Annotated in this window: 15 protein-coding genes; 9 read left to right on the top strand and 6 right to left on the bottom strand. The window is 42.5% G+C overall.

Features of this window, described 5'->3' with window-relative positions; all coding sequences use genetic code 11:
- Positions 1-5 precede the first annotated feature (5 nt).
- From LPH68_RS12535 to LPH68_RS12510, 6 genes are read right to left on the bottom strand one after another with little or no spacing between them, the layout of a single operon-like run.
- Complete coding sequence (locus LPH68_RS12535; protein ID WP_004296444.1) at positions 6-1,262, bottom strand: GntP family permease; 1,257 nt, start codon at positions 1,260-1,262, stop codon at positions 6-8.
- Positions 1,263-1,268: 6 nt separating this feature from the next.
- Positions 1,269-2,411, bottom strand: coding sequence for a glycerate kinase (locus tag LPH68_RS12530; RefSeq protein ID WP_004310721.1), 1,143 nt, complete (start codon positions 2,409-2,411; stop codon positions 1,269-1,271).
- A gap of 8 nt (positions 2,412-2,419) precedes the next feature.
- The gene (locus LPH68_RS12525) at positions 2,420-4,576 is read right to left on the bottom strand and encodes an alpha-N-acetylglucosaminidase (RefSeq protein WP_230296948.1); all 2,157 of its coding nucleotides are present in this window, start codon (positions 4,574-4,576) and stop codon (positions 2,420-2,422) included.
- Positions 4,577-4,604: 28 nt separating this feature from the next.
- The gene (locus LPH68_RS12520) at positions 4,605-5,396 is read right to left on the bottom strand and encodes an endonuclease/exonuclease/phosphatase family protein (protein ID WP_151923583.1); all 792 of its coding nucleotides are present in this window, start codon (positions 5,394-5,396) and stop codon (positions 4,605-4,607) included.
- A gap of 19 nt (positions 5,397-5,415) precedes the next feature.
- Entirely contained in the window at positions 5,416-7,149 is a 1,734-nt protein-coding gene (locus tag LPH68_RS12515) for a RagB/SusD family nutrient uptake outer membrane protein (RefSeq protein WP_151923584.1), read from the bottom strand.
- A gap of 20 nt (positions 7,150-7,169) precedes the next feature.
- Entirely contained in the window at positions 7,170-10,589 is a 3,420-nt protein-coding gene (locus LPH68_RS12510) for a TonB-dependent receptor (protein ID WP_008642598.1), read from the bottom strand.
- 418 nt (positions 10,590-11,007) lie between these two features.
- Between LPH68_RS12510 and LPH68_RS12505 the strand changes: the two genes are divergently transcribed.
- The 9 genes from LPH68_RS12505 to LPH68_RS12465 all read left to right on the top strand — a co-directional run bounded on the left by LPH68_RS12505 (position 11,008) and on the right by LPH68_RS12465 (position 23,497).
- A complete protein-coding gene (locus LPH68_RS12505) occupies positions 11,008-11,607 on the top strand; it encodes a DsbA family protein (RefSeq protein ID WP_008776891.1) in 600 nt (199 codons plus the stop codon).
- A gap of 371 nt (positions 11,608-11,978) precedes the next feature.
- Positions 11,979-12,458 carry a DsbA family protein gene (locus LPH68_RS12500; RefSeq protein WP_008776890.1) on the top strand — a complete coding sequence of 160 codons (480 nt, stop codon included), beginning with the start codon at positions 11,979-11,981 and terminating at the stop codon, positions 12,456-12,458.
- 139 nt (positions 12,459-12,597) lie between these two features.
- Positions 12,598-14,139, top strand: coding sequence for a hypothetical protein (locus tag LPH68_RS12495; RefSeq protein WP_118196265.1), 1,542 nt, complete (start codon positions 12,598-12,600; stop codon positions 14,137-14,139).
- 229 nt (positions 14,140-14,368) lie between these two features.
- A complete protein-coding gene (gene rbsK / locus LPH68_RS12490; RefSeq protein ID WP_008776887.1) occupies positions 14,369-15,292 on the top strand; it encodes a ribokinase in 924 nt (307 codons plus the stop codon).
- Positions 15,293-15,333: 41 nt separating this feature from the next.
- Complete coding sequence (gene rbsK / locus LPH68_RS12485; RefSeq protein ID WP_134985516.1) at positions 15,334-16,269, top strand: ribokinase; 936 nt, start codon at positions 15,334-15,336, stop codon at positions 16,267-16,269.
- Positions 16,270-16,281: 12 nt separating this feature from the next.
- Positions 16,282-17,457, top strand: a complete 1,176-nt coding sequence (locus LPH68_RS12480; protein WP_230296947.1) for a DUF1566 domain-containing protein — start codon at positions 16,282-16,284, stop codon at positions 17,455-17,457.
- 25 nt (positions 17,458-17,482) lie between these two features.
- Positions 17,483-20,428 (top strand): TonB-dependent receptor, encoded by a 2,946-nt coding sequence (locus tag LPH68_RS12475; protein WP_118196270.1) that lies wholly within the window; start codon positions 17,483-17,485, stop codon positions 20,426-20,428.
- Positions 20,429-20,441: 13 nt separating this feature from the next.
- Positions 20,442-21,857, top strand: coding sequence for a RagB/SusD family nutrient uptake outer membrane protein (locus LPH68_RS12470; protein ID WP_032849682.1), 1,416 nt, complete (start codon positions 20,442-20,444; stop codon positions 21,855-21,857).
- 17 nt (positions 21,858-21,874) lie between these two features.
- Entirely contained in the window at positions 21,875-23,497 is a 1,623-nt protein-coding gene (locus LPH68_RS12465; RefSeq protein ID WP_008776882.1) for a DUF4832 domain-containing protein, read from the top strand.
- The last annotated feature ends 11 nt before the right edge of the window (positions 23,498-23,508 follow it).

The following is a 23,508-nucleotide window of genomic DNA, read 5'->3' as shown; positions in this document are numbered from 1 at the left end:
TTCTTTTAATTACTTATTATATATAAAATAGTCGTTCCGGCAGCTAACACTATCCCTATAAGCGATTCATAAGGTATCAGCTTCAGACGTTCTTTAAAGTTGAGTTCGCATACGCCTCCTGTCGCATGAAAGAACGAACCATGTGGCAAATGGTCAAGAACTGTAGCTCCGGAATTAATCATAGCTGCCCCCCAAACTGCAGAAATGCCTATAGCCAATATCGTTTCAGCGAACGAAGAAGAAGCCAGTGTCGCTCCGGCTGTTGTCGATGCGGTAGCCGCCGACATCAACGCGCCTGATATAGGAGCAATCAATGCATCACTAATATGAGCATGATCTAATCCTGTAAGAATCCAATCTTTCAAAGAAGAGTTCTTTATGATGCCGGCAATAGTTCCGGTTCCTATCAGCAGAATAGCTACCACAGACATCTTTTGCAGTCCATACGCTATACTCGGAAGAATGTTTTTCCATTGTTTCATGCAGATAGCACCACATAAGCCACCTACCGGCAAAGCTATCAAAGGATCGATATTGATTCCTGCCGCAGGACGTAATGCCAATAAAACAATCGTAACAACAGGAGCAATCAGACTGGTTCTTAACGAAGGCAGATTTCTCTCTTCCTCTTTATCCTCTGTTTGCATCATTGTTTTTTTGTTTTTCACTGTTTGAGGCATCAGACGGACAATAACAAAAACAGTGAAAAACAAACCGATCACTGCCGGTAAAATATTGGCAAACATTACAGCCGATAGATCTGCATTAAAATTTCCGGCTGCTATAATGGTGTTCGGGTTAGGTGATATGATATTTCCACATTTACCTCCCCCGATCATAGCAATAAGCAATACAGATGGAGACAGGTTTAGACGCTTGCCTATCGAAAGAGCCACCGGCGCAACGGTTATCACAGCCACATCAATAAAGACGCCTACCGTACAAAGCAACATCGTTGCGAGTGCCAATGCCATAAATACCCGTTTCTCACCCATTTTGTTTATAATCGCATTGGAGATGACCGTGGTAGCCCCGGTTTGTATTAATATGCCTGACAAGACTCCGGCTGTCAGAATCCGCAATACCGCCGGGGTGACCTCTTTCACCCCTTCGGTCATCACCGTTACGGTCTCATTTAAAGATAGTCCTCCCAACAACCCTCCAACTATCGCTCCGATAATCAGACTGTATGTCGGAGAAAGCTTTCTTATGATTAACAGTATGGATAATGAAAGCCCGATTAATGCGCCTATCGCTGTCATTGAGTATTATTTAGTAAATTGTTTTATGATTCTCACCACCTGTCGCACCGTTCTCTCTATGTTTTCTTTCGTAAACTCCGGTCGCATCGCCTCTTCAAGTGTTACCGGAAAAGGTTGAATAGGCAGTACGGCAGTAAACCCCATCCTATTAAGCGCTTCGGTGGCTTCGACCGCTCCCCCCAGCGCTATCACCGGAACCTGACATTTCTCACCGACACGTAAAATTCCGTCCAGCGCCTTTCCCATACCAGTCTGGCGATCCAGTTTACCCTCTCCGGTCAGTATCAGATCTGCCTGTCGGACGACCTCTTCGAAACGAAGCGTTTTCAATATAACTTCTATTCCGGATTGCAATTCTGCATTCAAAAACGGAAGCAGGCCGCCTCCCATTCCTCCGGCTGCTCCGGCACCGGGAAGCTGCGATATATCCATATTTGTATATTCCTTTATCACCTGTGCATAATGCCGCAACCCATTGTCCAACTCTATCACTTGCAAACTATTTGCCCCTTTTTGGGGAGCGTATACATAGGCTGCACCCTCTTTTCCAAAAAATGGATTACTAACATCACAGGCGATCGTAAAGTGACTCTCCTTCAATGCCGGATTCAATTGGGAAATATCTATTTGATGGACTTTTATCAGATTTTCGCCGACAGGCTCCAACTCACCGTTTCCGCTATCTAAAAAACGTGCACCTAAAGCCTTTAGCATACCAATTCCCGCATCATTCGTAGCACTTCCGCCGATACCGATAATGAATTCCCGACACCCGCGTTTTAATGCGTCAGCAACCATTTCTCCAACTCCATAAGTCGTAGTCTTCATGGGGTTTCTCCGACTTGAATCGATTAATGGCAGACCGCAGGCCGAGGCCATTTCGATAATAGCCATCGCACCATTGTTTACGATGCCATACGATACTTCAATTGGCTTCATGAATGGATCATGCACCCGACATGACACCGTTTGAGCATGAAGGGCAGAGCATAGAGCTTCTGTAGTCCCTTCGCCGCCATCAGCTATGGGGAAACGTATAATCTGACAGTCGGGTAATTCCTCCTGAATCGCTTTTTCGGCAGCTTTCGCTATCTCGAAAGAACCGACCGAACCTTTAAACGAGTCGAATGCCAATACAATCTTTTTCATAAAAGCTATCACTTATTTGTTTTCTCTATTAAACTCAATGCAGCCTCGACCGGATCATCAAACGGAGTCGTACTGTTACTCCAGGGAGATGTAATCCATTGCTCCTCCCATTCTCGGATTTTATTCCGGTCTTTTGTGAAATAGAGCTGTATACGAGGGATATAGTAGTCTTTAATCAGCCCGCTCCAGAAACGGGCAGCATAATCTTCCTGAATACCACCCCAACTTGTAATCAAGCGTTTGGCATTTGCCTCATAAGCATCTTTTTCCTGAAGAGTTGTTCCGCTATTGCGCGCAAGTTCCACCCATTCTTCTAATCGATATAAAGGATGAGAGGCCAACAGCCTGTCAACGTCCATCAACAAATCAACAGTTTGTTGCAGATTACGTTGCGCTGCGAGAACACGATTCTCCGAATCATCTTTTAGGGCCTGCTTATAAAAATTTTCAGCTTTAGCCGCTACATAATACGAAACAAACTCTATGAGGTCGTTTCTGTATAATTCAGAGCTTTTCAGTTCGTCAGCGCAACTAGCATACAAACGTATAGCCTGCAAGTAATCATCACTAAGGTCGATTTTACTGATCCGCCGTTGATCGGATATTACGGTTTGCCAGGTAAAACGGGGGTATGAATATAAAGAACTATATGCTGTTTTCCGAAAAAGTTTCCAAGCTTCCTCCATGGCATCGGGATATCCTCCATAACGGGCCTCGCAGTATATCTTCATCCAATCGTCCAGGTCGATACTATCTGATGACCATCCCATATCGGCTAACAGTTCGTAAACAACCTCATTGTTTTCGAGTCCTTCAGGGGCAGAACCGAACCCAATCAAGTTACCTTTATTTGCGGCACGTAATGCTTTGACCGAGGAACTAGCATACATGTCCAAGTCTCCTGTCATGGTGTTTTTCCCACCAAAGTTGGGTACATAGCTGAATATCCATTTCTTTCCGTAAAACCCATCATGTACTTTCCATGTTTGCTCGGTGTTCCACACCCATTTCGGATAATCATTGCCCAAATCAATGATAATCATTTTATCATCAGGTACATTGCTTAACAAGGCTTTAAGCGATTCTTTATCCCAGAATGAATGTTGATATCCGAATGTCCATCCCTGTGTAACCCAAACGGCATCCGGGTTTCCGGCTGCAATTGATTTATAGATCGTTTCTCCATACTCGGCCAATAACTTATATTTCGCTTCTTTATCTTCCTTATCGATAGGCAGCTCCATCTCATTAAAACTATCCGAGAGATAATACGTATTTTCTCCAAACTCTTTTTCCCACTCTTCGACAAACAGTTTGCCTATCTCTTCGAAAAAAGGTGAATCCGGTGGCAATACATAGGCGTTGTACTCTTCATCAAAACCACCCCACCGCATGTGCCGGAATTGTGTGTCGGGATGTTTCTGCACAAATCCTTCCGGCACGAAACCTGCAAACGCAGGCGCTATGGGCTGCATACCCAACTCGCGCATACGGGTCAGGATTTGATGCTGCAAAGCGATTTGGTTCTGTTGCCATGCATCAGATAAGGGACCGTCCCACTTGTTCAAATTGCCCATGCGATGCCAGGGAAGGTGTGCAGGGGCAGTGAAAAACTCACGGATTTCTTCTTTGTTCAATCCCATACGCAGCCATACCCGTTCCGCAATGGCTTCGCTGGCCACGGTAGCCAAGGGCATATTTACACCATAAAGAGCCATCCTGTCAATTTCCTTTTCCCAACGCTCCCAGTCCCAGTAAGGAGTAGTGTAGCCGAATGTACAAACATTAAGGAAATAGCGCAACTCATAAGGGGACACTTGTTCATACAATTCATAATCGGGCCACGGCATCACCGACGTTATATGTTCACCGCTCCATGTTTTCATACTCTTGCAGGCCTCTTTCATGTGCGTATGAAAAGCGTAACAGATAGCAACGGAGCTACTTCCCCTTAGGGTAAGCCGGCCGTCGCTTGCTATCACTTCGAATATATCTTTACCGTCGGATGGTTCGATATATTCAAAGTGGATAGACTGTGCTCTTTCCCCAATCTGACGTTCTATTAACTGTTTGGCGGGGGTGATAATATCCGTCTTAGGCTTGTGGCATGAGCAGAAAAAAAGCGTTGTTGAAATCAATAAATACTTGATTATTGTATGTATCATAGAAAATCATAAATGTTATAAGTGAGTATCAATATTTTTTCTTCGATGCTTCTTTCACATATTCCAGTTCCGTAATAATCGGTAAATGGTCTGACAAAAGCGACTGAACAGTTTGTGTACTAATCACACGCCATCCTTTTTGCGGGTAAACAAACAAGTAATCGATCTTAATCACAGGTTTCCATGCCGGCATTCCAAAATCATCGTTGCTTGCAGCAAACCAGCTATCCATACCACGTATTGCCTCCGAGTAATGACGCGCGTTGAAATCACCTCCCAAAATTACAGGATATTTATAATTTTTGAAATGCCCGGTAATAAATTTTATTTGCTCCGCCCGTGTTTCTTGAGAGTTGACGTCCAGATGCGTAGAGGTAAAAACAATGGTATCATTACCCATTTCGAATAATCCCTCCAGCATGGCCCGCCTCTCATGCTCTTTGACCGGATGGGGCAGCATTATCTTTTGGACAGAAATATATGGATATTTACTTAACATCCCAATACCGTAATAACCGGTAGAATAGTCAATCGTTTTTCCGTAAAGCCCAAACATCCCTGTATGATAGGCAAGTTCGGATATAAAATCCTTCCCCTTCTGATGCGGGGTACGCTTACGGTCTGTTTTGCTATCCACTTCCTGAAGCGCCACAAAATCAGGTTTGAAGGATTTGATGTGATGAGCAAGTTCCTCTAAAGATGCCAGTTCGCCAAATCTTAAATTATAGGTCATTACCCGCACCCGTAGAGTATCTTGCGCATAGGCAACGCCCAAAGTCAGGCATAAAAACAATAATAAATATTTCTTCATTGAATACATGGTTTCTATTTTTTTATGATTACTTTTCCCAACCCGGATTTTGTCCTAACAGAGGATTCTTCTGACGCTCGGGATTAGGCACGGGCCACAAATAATGTTTCGTTGCGTCGAAGTAGCGTGCTCCGCCTTCCGCGGTAGACTTTTCGTAGATAACATCACCAAACTCATCTACTCCGGTATCGGGATACGGGTTGGCGCCCAAATCATTCATACAAACTTTCAGGCTGGGACCGGTGATGGCACGTCCAAAGCGAAGTTCGCCTTCACGCCAGCGCATCACATCGGCGTATCTTGTTCCTTCACCTGCCAACTCAATGCGACGTTCTCTTCTCAATTCGGTTTCGAGATCCATCCCCCATGCGCCAAGTTCGTCAAGGTTCATACGATGCATATTCACACGATCTCTAAGCCTGTTGATGGAGTAATCAATCTGTGTTTGTGTCAGTTTCTTGCCTTGTAGTTCGAAAGTGGCTTCGGCATAAATCAGCAAGATTTCGGCAAAGCGGATGACATTGAGATTCCCATGCCCACCCACACTCGAACCGGCCAAATCAATATCGTTATACTTTTTCAGATAGAAACCTGTACGGCTATTTGCCCCCACACGGTTATTATCTTGCAATGAAGCAAAACGAGGCAGATTAAATATCTCGTTGGCCTTATCCGTATCAGGATCACCGTCATCTCCTCCCGGCCATTTGTCACCCGGAGCATATAAAGTCATCTTCATTCTAGGATCTCTGTTCTGGAAATAATCCACATAATGCTCTTCAGGCGACTTGTATAACGATGAGGTCTGCACACCGGTCTTTTTATAATATTCCAATCCGGTTTTTGCCGGTTTACCGTCTGTACACAGATAAGCATCCACTAATGACTTCGTTGGATTGAGGCGTATATAGTCCGTCGGACTGCAAGTTTCATTGGGCAGACTTTGTGTACGGATTTCGGGTACAAAAAGGCTATATACGATGGCTTCGATATTTTTCGGATCATTCTCGACATCCCCTTCGTGATGAAATAGTTTTTCGTATTCATACAGGCCATAGGGACTGTTTTCGATGATATATTCACTCGTTTTTGCAGCCAGTTCCCATCTTTCGTTTTGCAAGGCAATACGTGCCAATATGGCTAAAGCGCCCCAGCGGTCGAGTCTTCCCAGTTTGTCGCCTGTATACCTTTCTTCAGGCATGCGCTCTGCCGCCCATTTCAAATCCTCGACGAGCTGGTCAATGACTTTCTCTCTGGGAGTACGTTCGATATATGCATCTTCGGGCTGGATGACTTCTCCTACCCAAGGTACATCACCCCAAAACACCGTAAGGTAAAAGTACATAAGCGCCCGGATGGTTTTTACTTCTGCGGCATAAACGTCCTTCTTATTTTGAGCTACCTGCGCTTTATTATAGTTGTCCAGAAAATTATTGCAGCGATAAATATAGCTATACGCTCCTGTCCAATAGGTAGTGAAGGGGAAGCCGTCAGTATAAGAGTGCTTGCCTCCCGAAACCTTACTTAGTCCACTAGTAATATTCCCCCACATAACAGTTTCGGCCGTCGATTCACTCCAATTCACGAGATAGTCCTTTTGTAAAGCTTCGTAACAGGGAGGCAAGGCATTTTTAAGCTGATCTTCATTTACCCAGAATGTTACATTGTCCGGCTCGTTAGGGTTCGTTCTATCCAGAAAATCGCTACATGAGGTAACTATACCAAAGAAAGCAATGATTAAAAAGTATTTTGAGTATTTCATCTTTATAGTCGTTTAATAGGTTAGAATGTTATTGATAATCCAAAAACATAGGTTTTTACTTGCGGATAGACATCTCCGCTGGTGGTCCTCACTTCAGGGTCATAAGCTCCGAAGTAATCGGTTTTAGTAAACAAGTTATCTGCCGAAGCATATACTCTAAGACTATTAATGCCAAGAGGTGCCACCATCCGGGCAGGAAAACGATAACCTATCTGAATATTCTTCAGGCGCAAGTACGATGCATCCTCTTTCCAGTAGTCACTGAAGAGCCTGTTGTGCTCCTGCGACTGATAAAGTCTGGGATAAGAAGCATTTGGATTCATAGGCGTCCATCTGTCAAGATGCTCTTTTTTAGGGATTGAGTAGTCATTGATAAATGCATGCCGAGCCTCATCCTCAAGGTAACCGGCAACTTTGCCTACGCCTTGCAAATAGAAACTGAAATCAATGCCTTTCCATTCCAAACCACCCTTGATTGCATAGGTGTAATGAGGCTCTTTCTCGCCAAACACCACTTTGTCGTAGTCATCAATTACCCCGTCGGGAGCGCCGTCAGGACCACTGATGTCCCGATACTTAATATCTCCGGGCTGTACAATGCCGTTTTGTGATGCAACAAGAGGAAATTTTGGTTTCTGGTACTTACCTGTAGTTGTATTCACTGATTCAAAGTCATACACTTGCGCCAGCCCATCAGTCAGATAACCATAGAAAGCACCTATCGGATCACCTACCCGACGATACGAACCGGAAGCCGTACTGGTCAGCGACTCCGGAGTTCCACCCAAATCGGTAATCTTATTACGAGCGTCCGACAGATTGAACCCGAGATTGTAATTTACACTTCCGATCTTATCACGCCATGACAAATTAAGCTCCCATCCTTTGACATCAATCTTACCAAGATTGACATAACCTACGTTACTACTGGAAACCCCGACAATAGCCGGAACATCGGGACGAACCAATGCATCAATATTTTCTTTCTTATACCAATCAAAGTCCACATTCAGTCTATTGTTCAAAAAACTAAGGTCTACCCCGAAATTAAGCATGCGGATGGTTTCCCACTTGATGTCGGGATTACCGATTTTGTTTTGCCAAAGTCCCATAACAGGTGTATTAGAAGCTCCGATAGGATAAGACTCTTCGGTTATGATAGGTGACAAGTAGGGGTAGTAATTACCGGGAATGTTTTGATTTCCCAACTCACCCCAGGAAGCACGCAGCTTGCCCGAGCTCAATACCGAAGTAGCGAACTCCATAAATTTTTCACGTGAAAAGTTCCATCCTGCCGAAAACGATGGAAAATATCCCCAACGATTGCCCTTGGCAAATCTTGAAGTTCCATCGGCACGCAGGTTAGCTTCAAACAGGTATTTACCGTCAAAAGCATAGTTGACACGACCAAAGTAAGAACGCAAAGCCCACTCGTCTTTTGTTCCGCTATTCATAAAATTAATCATTCCGGCACTAATAACGTGAATATCCTCAACCATCACATTATCACGCGTAGCACCCAGTGTGCTTCTGTTTTCCCACTCTTGCGAAAATCCCATCAATGCTCCCAACTCGTGGCGTCCTATGGTCCTATTAAAGTTCATTGTGAATTGCAACGTTTGGGTCATAACGTCGAGATGGCTTTGTGAGATATAGTCCTTGGCATCTTCATTTGCTTTCAACGGGCTACCGTCCGAGTAATAAGACAACATCTTCGGGTTAAACTCATCCACCTGGCGGGTATATATATTTGCAGAGTACTGCATACCTACGTTCAGTCCGTCTATAATTTTGAGATCTGCATTGAAAATACCATTGAGCACACGTGTTTTCCGTTCTTCCATTCCCGACTCATAGGCTACTTGCAAGGGGTTACGCACCGAACCGTACGACCAGTTCTCACTATCCACCATTCGGCCATTCTCGTCAGGAATTTGCCACATGACGGGAAGTAACGGAGACATACGCTGTGACAGGCGGAATACTCCTGATGTGCCGCTATAACCTAAGTCCTTTTTATAGAAATCGACATAGCTCATCTGTCCGGTCAGTTTCAGACGATCATACACCTCCGTGTTTACACTGATACGCGCATTATGTCTTTTGGAACTATATCCGTCACCTACAACCAGTCCATCCTGATCCAGAAAACCATACGACATAAAAAATCCGGTTTTCTCGCTTCCACCCCGTGCACTCACATTATGCCCCGTTTGAAAAGCCCGGCTTTTGTATATTTCGTCAATCCAGTCAGTATTGGAATATTCGTTGGGATACAGTCCCGAATCATATTTATCGAAAGCCTCTTGCGTATAGGGCTTGGAAAATCCGGCAGCACTCATGGCTTCATTGGAGAGTTCCATGTATTCCCTTCCGTTAACAAGTTCGGGCAATGCTGTGGGAGTCTGGAATCCGGCATATCCGTTATATTGGAATACTACCCGTTCTTTCTTTTCTCCCTTTTTAGTCGTTACAAGAATAACACCGTTAGCGGCACGTGCTCCATAAATAGCTGATGAGGCGGCATCTTTCAGTACGGATACGCTTTCGATGTCCGAAGGATTCAATAAGTTGATGTCTCCCCCGGCTACTCCATCAATCAAGATCAAAGGTGCTGTACTACTGTTAATAGTTCCCGTACCACGAATGTTGATGCTGGGCACAGCACCCGGCTGCCCCGAAGAAGAAACGATACTAACTCCAGGCAACAATCCTTGCAGCCCCGTAGTTACGTTAGTTATAGGCCTGTTCTCAATAGCCTCCGCTTTAACCATAGATACGGCACCTGTTACATTCACTTTCTTTTGCACGCCATAACCTACAACTACTACATCTTCTAGGCTGACAGCATTCTCTTTCATCACTACGTTTACTGCCGTTGCTTTCGCTATGACGCTTTCTTCACGGTAGCCGACGTATGAGTACCGAAGTGTACTTCCATAGGGTACCTTGATGGAATACTGACCATTGATATCGGTGATTGTACCTGTAGTCGAGCCTTTTACCGATACGGTGGCTCCGATGATCGGTTCCGCATTCTCGTCAGTAACTTTACCTTTCACATACAGTTCCTTTTTCTCTCCTTGCGAATCAACAGGTTCAGTTTTATTTTGATATTCTTTATTATAAAATAAAATACTGTCATCCAGGAAACGGAACCCAATGTTAGTCCCTTTTAGCAAAAGAGTTAGTGCTTTGCTTACATCTGTGTCTTTTACCTCCAATGACACTTTCCTACTCGTATCCACAAATTCTTTGCTATAGGCTACATTCATCAATGCCTTCTCTGCTATCTGACTGATAGCCTCTTTAAGAGGAAGCTCTTTGATACTAACCGATATTTTTTGCTGTTGTGCATAAACAAAAGCAGTGACAAATATGCACATTAGGGTTACAATACACCTTCTGCCGGTGGATGAAAAAGGAGAATCTTTTTCCATAATATTAGTCTTTAAAGTTAATAGTTCAATATCTATTAGCTAATACACAAGAGATATTAAAAAGTATTACGGCAAATAAGTTAATGAATATTAATTCGGGAAATATAGGAGAACTTGCCGGAAATCAATCCATACTTGATAAAAAAGAAAGAAAACACTTTAAAGGTATCGTTTTTAAAAGAAAATATAAAGGGGTAGATAGTATTTTCTCATTTAATGCATAAATTAGTGTCTTTACCTGAAATAATTAATATCTTTGAGTGCACAAATTAATTCATTTGACTATAGTGTTTCTTTCGATAGACTATAGTCAAATAAAAGAAGCACTATAGTCAACGTTTTAAATGACTATAGTCAAACGAATAAAATCATGTAGCCGGAGACAATATTTACTGAATAACTAAAAACAAAATAAGACATGAGTGTTTATTACGATCTTTATGCCAGTGGCAACCCACAAAAAAAGGATGAGCAGCAACCACTTCACGCACGAGTGATTCCATCAGGAACTCTTGATGCTAAGAAGTTTATAGAATTAGTATCTAAAAGTAACGGCTTCAGTCAGGCCACCATTGAAGGATGCTTGCAAGCAGTCACCGATGAGTTACAACATTGGTTGAAACAAGGCTGGATTGTGGAAGTCGGAGAATTAGGTTATTTCTCCTTATCGCTGAAATGCGACCATCCGGTAATGGAGAAGAAAGAAATCCGCTCTCCTTCCATCCACCTAAATAAAGTAAACCTCCGCATCAACAAGAAATTCCGTGAGAGTTTGGAACCATTGCCGCTGGAACGCATGGAATCACCTTACCGAAGCAATGGCAATCCCGATGAAGACAAATGCCGTAGCCTCCTTATGCAACATCTGGACGAGCAAGGTTGTATCACCTGTGTCGATTTTACGAGGCTGGCCGGCATAAGTAGGTACAAAGCAACCGAGCTGTTAAATAGCTATTTAAAAGAGGGAATCATACGAAAATACGGAGGAGGCAAGACGGTGGTATATTTAAAAAGATAATTGGCATTTCCTCCAAAGATATTTTTATCCTTGCTTCTTTCTGCACATCGGCAAACTTAAAAATTACTGCTAGTTAAAATTTTAATCTATAGAAATGTATAAGTAGGCTATTTTTATGTGCATTGCCAGTATTTGGATGAATAATCTTCCGAGAAAAACAGGCTAAAGCATCTATTTATATAACCAATCGCATTAATGTAAAGATTAATAAACACACAAACAACTATAAAACAATCGATTGGATCAATATTAATTATTTTATTAACGCACTTCTTCAAAATTGCTTGCACAGCAAATTCCGATACCATATCTTTGCATCGTGATCACAAAATAATAACTAGATTTACTAACGATTAAAACTATTAAAAATTATGGCACTGAAATATGTAGTCAAGAAAACAACCTTTGGCTTTGATAAGGAAAAAGCTGAAAAATATGTAGCTAGACCATTCAACGTGGTTACTGTTGATTTTAAAATGCTATGCGACCAGGTAACAAAAGTTGGATTCGTTCCACGCGGTACTGTAAAATCCGTACTCGACGGATTGATTGATTCACTGATAACGTATATGGAGATCGGAGCTTCGGTGAGCCTTGGAGAATTCGGAACTTTCCGTCCTTCTTTCGGATGTAAAAGTCAGGATGATGAAAAAGGAGTAACTACGGAATCCCTGAGAAACCGTAAAATTATTTTCACTCCAGGAAATTTGTTTAAAGGTATGATAAAATCGATCAGTATCCAGAAGTTGGATAGTTCGAAAACCAATAGCTCCACTACCCCTGATGATGGTAATGGAGACGATAAAGGAGAAGGAGGTGGTAGCGGAGAAGCACCGGATCCGGCAGCATAAGCAACGTATCATTCATTAATATTTAGAGACAAATCCGGCTTGAGTTTGCTTAAGTCGGATTTGTTATTTCTTGAAATCACTTGTTTTTCTCACAGAAAATCCCGATTATTGCAGCCTAATACCAATTGAAAGAACCTCCATGAAAAGAGTTGATTCTGTTATATCTCTCATATACTCTCTCTCAAAATCAGAAAAAAAACACTTCTCTTTGCAAGTGGTCAAAGACAAGGAGGAGAAAGACTATCTGGTCATTTATGATATTATCACAAAGAGTAAACAGCCAAATGGAAATCTGGTAAAAGATGAGTTCTATAAACGTCGGCCAAATGGTTCTTTTGAAGTGTCTATCCAATATTTATATGAAAAACTGGTAGAAACTCTGCTCACTTTACGCAAAAAGAAAGATGTCTATTATGATCTATTGAACAATTTATGTAAGGCTCGTATGTTGTATGAGCGTTCACTGTTTGAGGAATGTTTCGAAATCTTATCTGATACCATCAAACAGGCACAATTTTACGAAAACAATGAAATACTGACCCTTGCACTAAAGTTAGAATTAGAATACCTGCTTCGACTAAACTTCCCCAATATGACGGAACAAGAGCTTTTCCATAAGCATTTTATTCAGAACGAAGCACTAAAGAAAATCCGGAAAATCACGGAACAATCGTCTTTACACAACTTATTAAAATATCGTCTTTCTCACATTGGCTCCATCCGGACATCCAAACAAAAACAGGATATGAATGACCTTATGGTCAATGAACTCTATATAGCCGCTTCCTCTGATTCAGAAGGTAATTTTGAGTTGACACGAAATCATAAACTCTTCCAGGCAAATTATTTAATGGGGGCAGGAGATTACAGGGCCGCTTTAAATTCATATAGAGAGCTCAACCTATTATTCGAACAGAATCATCAATTTTGGTCAAATCCCCCCATCTATTACTTGTCCGTGCTCGAAGGAGTGCTCGGAAGTTTACGGACAGTAGGCGGTTATGAGGAAATGCCTTACTTTCTGGAGAAATTAAGGAAACTAATTGTAGAAGATTCTTCACTTGAATTCAAAATAAACGCAACCTGCTTACTCTTTCAATATGAGCTATTTCCTTATCTAGACAGAGGAGACTTTCCAAAATGCACAGAACTAATGAACCGTTATAAGGAAACTCTCTACGATAAAGAAGCATGGTTAAGCCCGATTCGTAAAAGCGAGCTATTTCTCTATACGACCCTCATACACATCGGTAACCAGAACTACAAAGCCGCAAAAAAATATATCAGTAACGCCATTGTAGACCATAACATCAAGTACCTGCCATTGATGAGAACCATTCGTCTGGTACGTCTTATAGCTTACTATGAAACACAAGAATTTGAACTAATACGATACGAATCCCGTTCCATTACCCGTAATTTATCTTCTCCCAAAGAGCAGACCTTTAAAACCGAACACATTGTTTTATGGTTCTTAAATAAAAGTAACCTGCCCATTCTGCGAAAAGACAGAGAAGCTTTTTGGGAAAAACTCTATCCGGAAATCCGGGAATTGTACAATGATAAATATGAAAATCAGTTATTACGTATTTTTGATTTTACCGCATGGATAGAATCAAAAATACGAAAAGAGAACCTTTCCGAAGTCCTCAAACAGCGTACAAATGCAAAAGAATTTTAAAAAGATAAAGTCTATTATCTATATTTCTAATGCAAGAAACAGTTCTTTCACTCCTAGATTTATCCATTTTAAATTATATAAATCCACTAAATATCATAAATATCAACTTACCTATAAAAGGTATAACAGATAGTTATATACCTAATTTGAAATTATATAAATGAAGTATTAATGTAAAACTCAAAGCATTATTATTTCTTTTATTTGCATCATCTTAATTATTAATATTATGGAAACTATATCTAGCAATCGACCCAAAATCGTAGTTATCGGAAGCTGTAATACCGATATGGTTGTGAAAGCCAACAGACTACCTGTCCCCGGAGAAACCATTCTAGGTGGAACTTTCTATATGAACCCCGGAGGAAAAGGAGCCAATCAGGCAATCGCAGCAGCCCGGTTGGGAGCGGAAGTCACCTTTATCTCCAAGATTGGTTACGATCTATTCGGGCTGCAAGCTTTGGAAATATACAGATCTGAGAAAATCAATACTGAATTTATATTCACCGATCAGAAAAGCCCGTCAGGAGTAGCTCTTATTTCTGTCGATTCGTTTGGTGAAAACAGTATTATTGTAGCACCTGGTGCCAGCCGTTCGCTTTCAACAGAAGATATCAACAAGGCTGAAGAAAAAATCAAGGAAGCTGATATTATACTTATGCAGCTTGAAGTTCCAATCGATACAGTAGAGTACGCTGCTACTATTGCCAACCGATACGGCAAGAAAATAATACTCAACCCGGCACCTGCCTCTACTTTGAGCAACTCCTTTTTAAATAATGTACATACTATATTACCTAACCGCATTGAAGCAGAAATGCTATCGGGAATTAAAGTAATGGATATCGAAAGTGCGCATCGGGCAGCTAAAGCTATCGGAGAGAAAGGAATAGAAAATGTAGTCATCACTTTGGGAAAAGACGGAGCCTATGTGAAAGAAAAGGACGAATATACCATGATTCCTGCTAAAGAAGTAGAAACAATCGATACTACCGGAGCAGGAGATGTCTTCTGTGGAGCATTCAGTGTTTATCTATCTCAAGGACATTCGTTGGCCGAATCCGTAAAATTCGCAAATGCAGCGGCTGCCATTGCCGTCACACGTATCGGTGCCCAGAGTGCTATTCCATACAAAAGGGAAGTCAACTTATAGAATAAAGAAAAGCCTAGGTCTATCACATAAATCTGATTCAAATGAAAGTAGTAGTTATTGGAAGTTCAAACATCGACATGGTTGCACAAGTCAGCCATCTCCCGGCACCCGGCGAAACAGTCGGAGATGCAAATTTCATGCAGTCCCTCGGAGGCAAAGGAGCCAACCAGGCTGTGGCGGCAGCCAGGCTTGGCGGCTCTGTGACGTTTGTCACCTCTTTGGGGAATGATATGTACGCGGATATTTTAAAAAATCACTTTAAAAAAGAAGGTATCACCACCGATTACATTATTGATGATGTCAATCATCCCACAGGAACCGCACTTATTTTTGTGGCCCACAGTGGTGAGAACTGCATTGCAGTAGCTCCCGGAGCTAACTATTCTTTACTACCCGGTTCAATTACCCATTTCTCAGAAGTAATCGATGAAGCTGATATCATCGTCATGCAGGCTGAGATTCCTTACGAAACAATTAAAAAAATAGCTCTATCGGCAAAGCAAAAAGGTAAAAAGGTATTGTTCAACCCCGCACCCGCCTGTCTGATTGATGAGGAGCTGATGAAAGCCATTGATATACTAGTCGTCAATGAGCTGGAAGCTTCATTCATCTCAGGAATTGAGTATACAGATAACAATCTCGAGAAAATTGCTGAAACATTGCTGAAAGCGGGTACAAGCAATGTCGTAATCACACTGGGAAGCCAAGGTGTGTACATGAAAAATGTTAAAGAAACAATCCAGCTTTCCGGTTGCAAAGTAAATGCGATCGACACGATCGCCGCAGGCGACACTTTTTGCGGCGCATTGGCAGTCGTTTGTGCCAAGAAAGAAATAGATCAGGAAGCACTCAACTTTGCTAACACTGCGGCCGCCATTGCAGTCACACGTTCGGGTGCACAACCGTCTATTCCCACTCTCGATGAAGTGAAGCACTTCATGCTTGAAAAAGAATTAGCCTTATCGTTCAACTTTTAAATTTAATGAACCATGAAAACCTATTTGAAACGACTACTCATCCCTATTTTATCGGAATTGATAGTATGCAACTTTTATAGTTGTGATAGCGACGACGAACACACCGCTACCCCTATAGCTCCCATTCTAAAGGAAATAAAATTTCCTTCGGAAAATGACATCATCCCCGGTCAGGTGGCGCAAATCAACGGACTCGGATTTGCAAAAGAAGATATAGTCTATTTAAGTAACGCTACCAACCAGAAAGAAAAGGTAGAAGTCACCGAGGTTACAGATAGTTACCTGAAGTTTATCGTCCCAATGGAAGCAGGCGGTGAGTATACCATAATAATTGAAAGAGCAGGGAAACAGACCGTTTTAAACGGAACTTTCAAAGTGCCTTTCGTTGTTCCTATCACTGATATTGTTCTCCCTTCGGGCAATGTGCAGCCCAAGAGCAAAGTCGAGATTCAGGGAAAAGGATTTGAAGCAGGGGATGTTGCCGTATTATATGCTTCTTTCTATCCGGCAGGTGTCGAATACAATCTGCCATTAACTCTTAATGAAGAAGGAGTAGAATTTATACTTCCGGAAGGATTATACGGAGTAAACTCTATCATGATTGTCAGAGGAGAACGGAAAAGTAATCTTGGAACAATCACTATCGAGACGAATGTAGGAGACAAGCTTGGAGGAGGTGTTGTATTCTGGGTAGATGCCACAAAGGCACACGGATATATCGTAAACATGAGTAATATCGGTACGGGCACAGAACAATTCGGACCGGAAGTAAATCCGTCGGATGCGGCCGGAACGAGCCAAAGTATGGGAAGCGGCTATACAAACACTCAAAATATAGTCAAGAAGTTCAATGCATTACAGGGTGCGAACAACTGGCCCGAGTGGCAAGGAGTCAAAATTGCCGCCCAACTTTGTCTGGACAATAGTGTCACTGAAGGAAATGCCGTATATGCCGACTGGTTCCTCCCTTCCAGAGAAGAGCTGATCGAAGTATTCAAGGTGAAAAGTTTATTAGCAGAAAAAGGAGTCAATATTCCGGCAAACAACTACTGGACCTCAAGCGAAGGTGACGGAGAAGCCGGTTGGTCTGCCTATTATGTGAATTTCTACGAAGAGACTAATATCGTTTCGGAAATCTGCTCAAAAAGCGGTTGGAAAATTGGTGTTCTTCCTATCCGGGCCTATTAACTAACAATCCTTTAAAATAAGCGTCATGAAAAAACACATTATATTATTTATAGCCATCTTTTTTGTCAGTGTATTACATGCACAGACAATCAACATCAGAGGAACCGTTACCGACACGAGTAATGAAACATTGCCAGGTGTATCTATAACCATAAAAGGTACTCAAACAGGAACCGTAAGTGATGCAAACGGAAACTACAGCATCAAAGCCAAAAGAGGAAATGTCCTGGAGTTTACTTTCGTGGGCATGGTAAAACAATCAGTTACCGTAGGAAAGCAAAATATCATTAATATACAAATGGCGGCAGACGCCATTAACTTGGACGAAGTAGTGGCAATCGGGTATGGTATTGCCAAGAAGAGCGATTTGACGGGTGCTGTTGCCTCTATCAAATCGGAACATCTTACCAACTCCAAAGTAGGAACAGTGACAACTGCCCTGCAAGGACTTGCCGCCGGTGTGCAAGTAACTACCGGCTCCGTAAAACCGGGTGGGGATGCTTCTGTCGTTATTCGCGGAGTAGGTTCGCTCCGGGCCGGCAGTGAGCCGTTATATATCGTCGACGGTATTCCTGTACAAGGTGGTTTGCAGGATTTATCATCCGGTGATATTGAATCTATCGAGATTTTAAAAGACGCTTCTTCCGCATCTATCTATGGTTCAAGAGGTTCTAATGGTGTAGTACTCGTGACTACCAAGAAAGGTACAAGCGGAAAAGCCAAAATCTCCCTGAATGCCTCTTTCGGTACGCAACGAATGTTGAACAAGCAAGATTTGATGAACGCACAGCAATATTATGAATTAGTATCCATTGCCCAGCCTAACTACAAATGGACATCAGAAGAACTACGCTTGCTAAGTCGTGGCGAATCGACCGACTGGCAGGATGCTGTTACCCAAAACGGGCAATACCAGAACTATAACTTCTCAATTTCCGGAGGAAAGAACGATATACAACACTTTCTGGGAGTAGACTGGTATGACCAGAAAGGTACGGTCAAAAACTCGTCTTTCAATAAACTGACCGTTCGATATAATATGGATGCCAAACTAAACAAGTGGTTAAGATACGGTGTACGTTTCAATGTCATCGAGTCTAAACTCATGAATATCAACGAAGAAGCAGATTCGGGATACGGAACTATGTTCAGCGCCATTAGTTCACAGCCGACAGCTCCTATTTATACAGAAGACGGAGAATATTTCGATGGTTTCCTCAACACGAAAGCAAATCCGGTAGCCATTGTCGACTTGCTTGACAAAGCCACACTCAAATCCAGATTCGTAGGTTCCGCCTACATTGAGATAGAACCGATAAAGAACTTGAAATTGCGTTCCGACAACGGTGGAGAGCTTGTCTTTTACAAAGTAAATACTTACGAGGACGGACGTATGGGACAACATTATACGGCTGGCGGCCATGCCAATGTAATGTCGAATAAAAAAAGATACTGGCAAACAGAGAACACTGCCACTTATTCATTTGATATCAACAAAGAACATCAATTTTCTGCAATGGCTGGTTTCTCAGCTTCCCGGACTGATTATGAAGAAGTTACCGCCGACTCTAAAAAGTTGTCATCCATTCTCAAGTATTACAATTTGCAAGGAGCGGAAGAACATGGGCCGAACTCTTCGTATGCAGTTCCCTCTTCCCTGGTGTCTTTCTACGGACGATTCAATTATAATTTCAGCAACCGCTATCTGGCAACATTGACCATGCGCGGCGACGGTTCTTCCCGTTTTGCCCCGGGACACAGGTGGGGATTCTTCCCGTCACTGGCTCTTGCATGGCGTACCTCTGAAGAAAGTTTCATCAAAGAAAACGCTCCGGTCATCAGCAACCTGAAGTTAAGAATCAGCGCCGGAAAATTGGGCAACCAGAATATCGGAGATTTCGCTTATGCTCCGACAATTGCCCTCGGAAGTGCTTCAGCCAATTACGTCTTAGGAAATAATCTGGTAACCGGTTCTGTACAAACTTCCATCTCGAACCCGGAACTGACTTGGGAAAAAGCCAACCAACTAGACTTAGGTATTGACTTCGGGTTATTCAACAACCGGATAGCCGGTACGATTGAAGCTTATTATAAACGTACGACCGACCTGCTATGGGAAGTCCCCCTTCCACTGGAATCCGGTTTCGGCACTTCACTCACCAATATCGGTAAAATCGATAACAAAGGTATCGAATTTACGTTGAACACAGTCAACATCAGCACCAAAGACTTCTTATGGACGACAGCCTTCATGATTTCTTATAATAACAACAAGATCAAAGAACTTTACGACGGCAAACAAGACGTCAATAAAACATTGTTTGTGGGACGTCCTATCGGGCAATTCTACTTATTAAAATCCGAAGGTATCTGGCAAACGAACGAAGCTGCCGAAGCTGCCAAATACAATGCCCGACCCGGTGACCGCAAGATTCTGGATTCTAAGAAAGACTATGTTATCAACGGAGAAGACCGTGATTTCTGCGGAGTTTCCACCCCCAAATATTACGGTAGCTTTACCAATACATTCTCATATAAAGGTATTGACCTTACCGCATTCTTTACTTTTGCAGGAGGACATAAAATCAATAATTCACTGAACCGTTACCTCAACTCTTTCAATGTATGGGGAAACATGAGTGAAAACTATTACAAATATTATTGGAGACAGGACCGGCCGAATAACAAATATCCGGCCCCGCGAGTTGGTAGCGCTTATGCTAACGGAGACGGTACTGACGCCAATCTCCAAAAAGGTGATTACCTGCGCCTTCGTAATCTGGAAATTGGTTATAGCTTGCCGAAAAGTGTCATCAGAAATATCAAAGCCTCAAATATCAGGGTTTATTTCTCTGTACAGAACCTATTCACAGCTACTGAATTTACAGGATTTGACGTAGAGTCCAGCGACAATACCAATCCTTATCCGAACGCCCGTAGCTTTATCGGTGGTATTTCTCTTAACTTCTAAAAACAGAAACATTATGAAAAAATATTTATTAATATTAGCTTTCAGCTGCCTGACATTATGCAGTTGCGACAACTTTCTTGACTTGACACCTCAAAGTGTACTGACACCGGAAAATGCTTATGAAAAACCGGAAGACTGGCAACAAACTCTTTATGCCGCTTATGGCACGCTCCAAGAAGTCTTTGTCGGAAAATATACCATTACCCTTACTGAATTCGGTACAGATGAAGTAATTCCGTTTGATATGGGTTGGGCGGCTTATTCCCAATTACATTATTATACTTTTTCCGCTTCACACGAATTTCTGGACAATCACTACCGGCTCTGTTACGAAGGTATCAAACGTTGTAATGCAGTTATTGATATGCCTTCGGATGCAGTCAGTGCAGATCTCCATAGTTCCATGATTATGCAAGCCCGTTTTTTAAGAGCGATCTACTATTTTGACCTGGTGAGAATGTATGGCGGGGTTCCTTTATGGACAAAATCATCCATTGATAGAAGTGAGATAATGAAACCGCGTGCCACGGTTGACGAAGTTTATACACTGATTACCCAGGACATGGAAGCTGCTCTCGGGCTCCCTACCTCCTGGCCGAATGCCCAAGATAAAGGAAGAGCTACGTCCTATGCAGCCCAAGCTCTGCTGGCACGCATTTATCTTCAGTGGGGAAAACCGGGAGAAGCATTAAAATACTGCCGGATGCTCGAAGGCAAATTCAAGCTGTATGATAATCTAAAGGATATATTTGATCCAAAAAACAAGAATCAGGAATATGAGAATATATTTGAAATTCAATTCAAGCATTCCGGTTCGTGGGGATTGGAAGGAAGCATCCAGCATTCATATTGGGGACCTCGTAATGTAGGAGGCCCGACCAACTTTGGCGGTTGGGGCGGATTCGGTCCGACACAATATCTATATGATTCTTATGATAACGCCGATAAACGTAAAAAGGCATTCTTCATCACAGAATATGCAGGTGTCACCCAGACACCTCCTTCTTCCGGTAAATTCTGGGACGCAGAAACAGGTAATGTGATTGAAGATGATAATCTGAATTTTACAATGATTCGTTATGCAGACGTACTTTTGATGAAAGCGGAAGCGCTGAACAGCATTGATGACACAAGTAATGATAAGTATGATGCCTTGAATGAAGTACGAGGCAGAGCGGGACTGACTTCCATAACAGCAGCCGACAATCTGAATAAAGAACAGTTTGCCGAAATCGTACTGGAAGAAAGATTGCATGAATTATGTTGTGAACACCTGCGCCGCTGGGATTTAATCCGCTTCGGCAAACTGGGCGAATATATGAAAGACCATGCCGGAGTCACCATACAGCCTTATCATGTTCTATACCCAATCCCACAGGCAGCCGTCGATGCCAATGACGCTATCACAGAAAACAACGAAGGATATTAACATAAATCATTTAGCACATGAAAAAATTTATTTTTATCACAGGACTATTGATGAGTATCTTCTTTTATTCATGCAAAGAAGAGGACCATGGCATACTTCCTCCTATCGATGGAGGAGGAACTGTAGAAGTAAAGGATGGAAGAGTTACAATCAATCCGGCAGAGTATCTTTATGCGATACGAAATCCGATGAAAGGTTTACGCGAATTCTTCGGCCCGGGCTATGACAAGGTAAGAGACGAATATCCGTATCCTTACGGCTCTATCATTAAAGAATATATGCAATGGAATATGCTGGAGGACAATGAAAGCGACGGTGTCGACAAGATTATAGCTTACAGTAACCACAGGTGGCAGGGAGTAGAAGATATCAATGTCAAGGTTATCCCACGTATCTATATCGTATGGATGGAACCTTGGCACGGAGGATATGCCAAGAACACTCATACAGACAACCCGGACGACCTGAACGGTTGGCATTGGCCAAGCGACATTCCGGGAGAGACGTACGATGAAGACGATCTTAACGCCCCTATTATTGGGGGCTATTGCCACCCTACTTTTCAGGAAAGAGTGAAAAAACTGGTAGAGAAAGCCGGACAAGCATGGGACAATGACCCTAGAGTAGCATATGTAGAAATGGGAATTATCGGCGAATTCGGGGAACATCACGACCCGGATATCACCACAGTATGGGCTCCTCACGACCAACCCAATCATGTAGAGAACCGTACCTGGCTGCCGGGCATTGAAAAGGTGTTGGGAGATGCCTTTACTGCTGCCTTCAAAAACAAGAAAGTAATGGTTCGCTATGCGTATGAGTTTAAAGATTATGAATTCGGGATCTATTGGGATTCATGGGCTATTGATGAAGAAAAGGTGCGTGGCTACGAAGAAATGAAAAAGCTCGGCGACCGCTGGAAAACTCAGCCCATAGGCGGAGAAATAACCTGGAACTGGGGAAGCCTCTATAAATTCAAATCTTTTGAAGAAGTAGTAGCAGATGCCCAAACGCAAGACCTCGTCATCCAGCAAATACGCGATCTGCATTGTAACCACTTGGGAGGTATCACTTGGGCTAATTTCAATGACCCGACTTTCGAACCCAATGCAGAATTACTACAAAAGACAATGGGTTACCGCTTTCTTTTGTCCAATTTCAGTTACCCGACAAGTATCAAGCCGGATGAGCCGTTCAAAATATCATTTGACGTAACCAACACAGGATCGTCACCCTTCTATTATGACTGGCCAGTAGAAATTGCCTTACTAAACTCCCAGACTCAAGAAGTTGTATGGAGCAAAACATTGGAAACTCCTAAAATATCACAATGGATGCCGGGAGACAACTGGAATAATTCAGCAAAAGTCTATACTCAACCGGCTGCAACGAATCATATTGAGGAAGAACTGACTTTAGACAAAAAACTGGACACAGGAGATTATATCATCGCAATTTCCGTATTAGATCCGTCCGGCATGCTTCCTTCATTAAGATTTGCCATTCAAAATTACTTTGAAGGCGGACGTCACCCCATGGGACATATCGGTGTCAATACAGAACCTGTATATTTTGAAATCCCAACTGACGATTTCGATGACATGAGACAGGATAAAACTCTGAAATATAAAATCCAATAATAAGCAAGCTT

Origin of the sequence: Bacteroides sp. 1_1_30, assembly GCF_020982715.1 — a bacterium.
GTDB lineage: Bacteria > Bacteroidota > Bacteroidia > Bacteroidales > Bacteroidaceae > Bacteroides > Bacteroides xylanisolvens.
This window is presented reverse-complemented; position numbering and strand designations above follow the sequence as displayed.

Excerpts from the sequence above, each read along its gene's own strand:
- LPH68_RS12500 (WP_008776890.1), top strand. The coding sequence starts at position 11,979 with ATGGCACTGAAATATGTAGTCAAGAAAACAACCTTTGGCTTTGATAAG.
- LPH68_RS12525 (WP_230296948.1), bottom strand. The coding sequence starts at position 4,576 with ATGATACATACAATAATCAAGTATTTATTGATTTCAACAACGCTTTTT.
- LPH68_RS12530 (WP_004310721.1), bottom strand. The coding sequence starts at position 2,411 with ATGAAAAAGATTGTATTGGCATTCGACTCGTTTAAAGGTTCGGTCGGT.
- LPH68_RS12520 (WP_151923583.1), bottom strand. The coding sequence starts at position 5,396 with ATGTATTCAATGAAGAAATATTTATTATTGTTTTTATGCCTGACTTTG.
- LPH68_RS12535 (WP_004296444.1), bottom strand. The coding sequence starts at position 1,262 with ATGACAGCGATAGGCGCATTAATCGGGCTTTCATTATCCATACTGTTA.
- LPH68_RS12510 (WP_008642598.1), bottom strand. The coding sequence starts at position 10,589 with ATGGAAAAAGATTCTCCTTTTTCATCCACCGGCAGAAGGTGTATTGTA.
- LPH68_RS12475 (WP_118196270.1), top strand. The coding sequence starts at position 17,483 with ATGAAAAAACACATTATATTATTTATAGCCATCTTTTTTGTCAGTGTA.
- LPH68_RS12495 (WP_118196265.1), top strand. The coding sequence starts at position 12,598 with ATGAAAAGAGTTGATTCTGTTATATCTCTCATATACTCTCTCTCAAAA.
- LPH68_RS12480 (WP_230296947.1), top strand. The coding sequence starts at position 16,282 with ATGAAAACCTATTTGAAACGACTACTCATCCCTATTTTATCGGAATTG.
- LPH68_RS12505 (WP_008776891.1), top strand. The coding sequence starts at position 11,008 with ATGAGTGTTTATTACGATCTTTATGCCAGTGGCAACCCACAAAAAAAG.
- LPH68_RS12515 (WP_151923584.1), bottom strand. The coding sequence starts at position 7,149 with ATGAAATACTCAAAATACTTTTTAATCATTGCTTTCTTTGGTATAGTT.
- LPH68_RS12465 (WP_008776882.1), top strand. The coding sequence starts at position 21,875 with ATGAAAAAATTTATTTTTATCACAGGACTATTGATGAGTATCTTCTTT.
- rbsK (WP_134985516.1), top strand. The coding sequence starts at position 15,334 with ATGAAAGTAGTAGTTATTGGAAGTTCAAACATCGACATGGTTGCACAA.
- rbsK (WP_008776887.1), top strand. The coding sequence starts at position 14,369 with ATGGAAACTATATCTAGCAATCGACCCAAAATCGTAGTTATCGGAAGC.
- LPH68_RS12470 (WP_032849682.1), top strand. The coding sequence starts at position 20,442 with ATGAAAAAATATTTATTAATATTAGCTTTCAGCTGCCTGACATTATGC.